Here is a 2182-nt window from a genome sequence, read left to right on the forward strand (position 1 = left end):
GTACAACCGTCCGCGATAGCGTATTTAAGCTTGTCTGTAAAGTTCCTAACTTTGCCATAAAATTTGAATTATGGATAAAGTAGAACGTTACAGGCAGGTTTTTCTATCGTTTAAGGAGCTATGCTCCACAGGGCGGCAGCCGTCTTCGTTTAGTGCCTATTGCAAAGCCAATAGTGTAGATCAGTGTCAGATGCGGCAAACTCTCAAGAATGAGTTTCAGAATATAAAGACTTTGCCCGGATACCGAAGCATCAGTCATATCTGTTCGGTTATCTATGAGGATTTTAAACAGAAATGTGCAGATGGCAGACAACCGGGCACGTTTGCTGATTTTTATAGAAGTCATGGCATTACATGGGAGCAGATGCACGGCTATCTTAAGCGGAATAAACTTAAGGTGGTAGGTTTGCCGGGATATGTAATGCTTACCGGCGGCTCCCGTTCGCGATGTCAGGAGATACCCTTTGAGGATGTGATCTTCGAGGAGGCGGGTTTTCTCCCGGCAGACACGGGCAATGTGATAACAGTAAAGGTCGACGGTCATGTGGCGGTCAGCTTTCCGGCTGATACTGATGTTGCTGTCATTGCAAAGTTCGTCAGAAAGATGGAAAAGGAGGTCGGTCATGTGGGGTCTTGAGCAGGGATTACGGCTATGGGTATGCCAGCGGTCGGTGTCGATGCGTTACGGCATACGCGGCCTGACTCAGATGGTGTGGTCGTGGAAGGGACACTCTCCGGCATCGGGCGATGTGTATGTGTTTTTCTCCAAAGACCGCAAGTCTATGAAGGCTCTGAAATGGGATGGTGACGGATTTTTGATGTACACAAAAAGACTGTCGCAAGGTCGTTTCCGGGAGGTGCTGAAAAAGGGCGATGACGGCGTGCGTAGGCTCCAGTGGGATGATTTTTATATGCTGATGAGGGGCCTCACACCTGTGAAGATGATGGTGGAGAATCGCTTCAGAATGGCTGTAAAATAGAATGTAATATTTTAGCAATCAGGTAAATAAGTGGTGCATAAAGTTGTGTATGTCAGATAATCTTCGTAACTTTACACCATGAAAAAGAATGAGTTGATAGAGTTTTTGCAACGTCAGATCGAGTATCTTCAAGGACAACTCGACGAGGCGTTGTCCTCTGTCAACTCTCTTACTTTATCCAATGAAAAACTCCAGTCAACCAACGACAGACTGGTGGCAACAGTAGATGAGCTGCGCAAACAGATAGCATCGTTGGAGGATGCTGTAAAAGGGAAAGGCGCGGAACTAAGCAAAGAAAAAGCTGCTCGTCAGGCCGTGCAGCGTCTGCAAGGCTCGCCGTCGGAGCGTCAGGCGAAGCCGGTGTCGACTCCTGCCACATCCGGAACCCGGCAGCAGAAGCCAGAGAAGAAACGCACCAACAACGGTGCCCAAAGAAAGACTCATCCGGAATGCGAGGTAGAGACCGTTGTAGTGGAGCCGGACAGCCCCGACTTCAATCCAGAGGCGGCAACGTTCATAGGCGAGTGCGATGTGGTGCGCTACGTCATGGAGCCAATGCGCTTCAAGAAAATAATCTACAAGGTCAGAAAATATGTTCAGGACGAGAAGATATACAAAGGCTCCGCCCCCGCCGCGCCGCTGCTCAACTCGCAGTACACTTCTTCCTTCATTGCCGGACTCACCGAGTTACGCTATCTCCACTGCATGCCTCTTGAAAACGCAGTCGAATACTTCCGCGCCCACGGCTTCGACCTTGACAAAGGCACTGCACAAAAACTGGTCAGCAAGGTAAAGATACATCTGGAAAATCTATACAAGGCGCTGGGTCAGGCAATAGTCGCGGACAATTATATCTGCGGCGACGAGACCTATCAGAAAGTGCGGCTGCAGGTGGCGACACCTTCGGGCAGGAAGATCAAAAAGGGCTACATCTGGGTGTTCGTCGGAATGACAACCGGGCTTGTGTACTTCTTCTATGACGACGGTTCCCGATCGGCCGAAGTCTTCGAGCAGCACATCAGAGGCTTCAGCGGAGCCTTCCAGTGCGACTATTACTCGGGATACCGGCATATCGGAATCGGCGGGATGAGCGGGATAAAGAGGTTGCCATGCCTGCAGCACATCAAGCGGAAGTTCCTCGACCTGAAAGACAATCCGCAGGCGCAGGAAATAGCAAAGCTCTTCGGACTCCTTTACCACTT

The 2182-nt window shown here is 50.0% G+C and carries 3 protein-coding genes; all 3 read left to right on the forward strand.

Annotated elements, in window-relative coordinates; translation table 11 throughout:
- Positions 1–70 precede the first annotated feature (70 nt).
- Positions 71–637: a hypothetical protein gene (locus JX312_RS12580; protein WP_124096774.1), complete on the forward strand. Its 567-nt coding sequence runs from the start codon at positions 71–73 to the stop codon at positions 635–637.
- The gene (gene tnpB, locus JX312_RS12585; protein ID WP_204458239.1) at positions 624–980 is read left to right on the forward strand and encodes an IS66 family insertion sequence element accessory protein TnpB; all 357 of its coding nucleotides are present in this window, start codon (positions 624–626) and stop codon (positions 978–980) included. Before JX312_RS12580 ends, tnpB begins: the two co-directional genes overlap by 14 nt.
- A gap of 78 nt (positions 981–1058) precedes the next feature.
- A partial coding sequence (locus JX312_RS12590; protein WP_204458240.1) for a transposase occupies positions 1059–2182 on the forward strand: 1124 nt, incomplete at its 3' end.

Source organism: Barnesiella sp. CU968 (assembly GCF_905219685.1).
Lineage (GTDB): Bacteria > Bacteroidota > Bacteroidia > Bacteroidales > Muribaculaceae > Lepagella > Lepagella muris_A.

What these genes read in the sequence shown, in the direction of transcription:
- JX312_RS12580 (WP_124096774.1), top strand. Translation starts at nt 71, where the DNA reads ATGGATAAAGTAGAACGTTACAGGCAGGTTTTTCTATCGTTTAAGGAG.
- tnpB (WP_204458239.1), top strand. Translation starts at nt 624, where the DNA reads ATGTGGGGTCTTGAGCAGGGATTACGGCTATGGGTATGCCAGCGGTCG.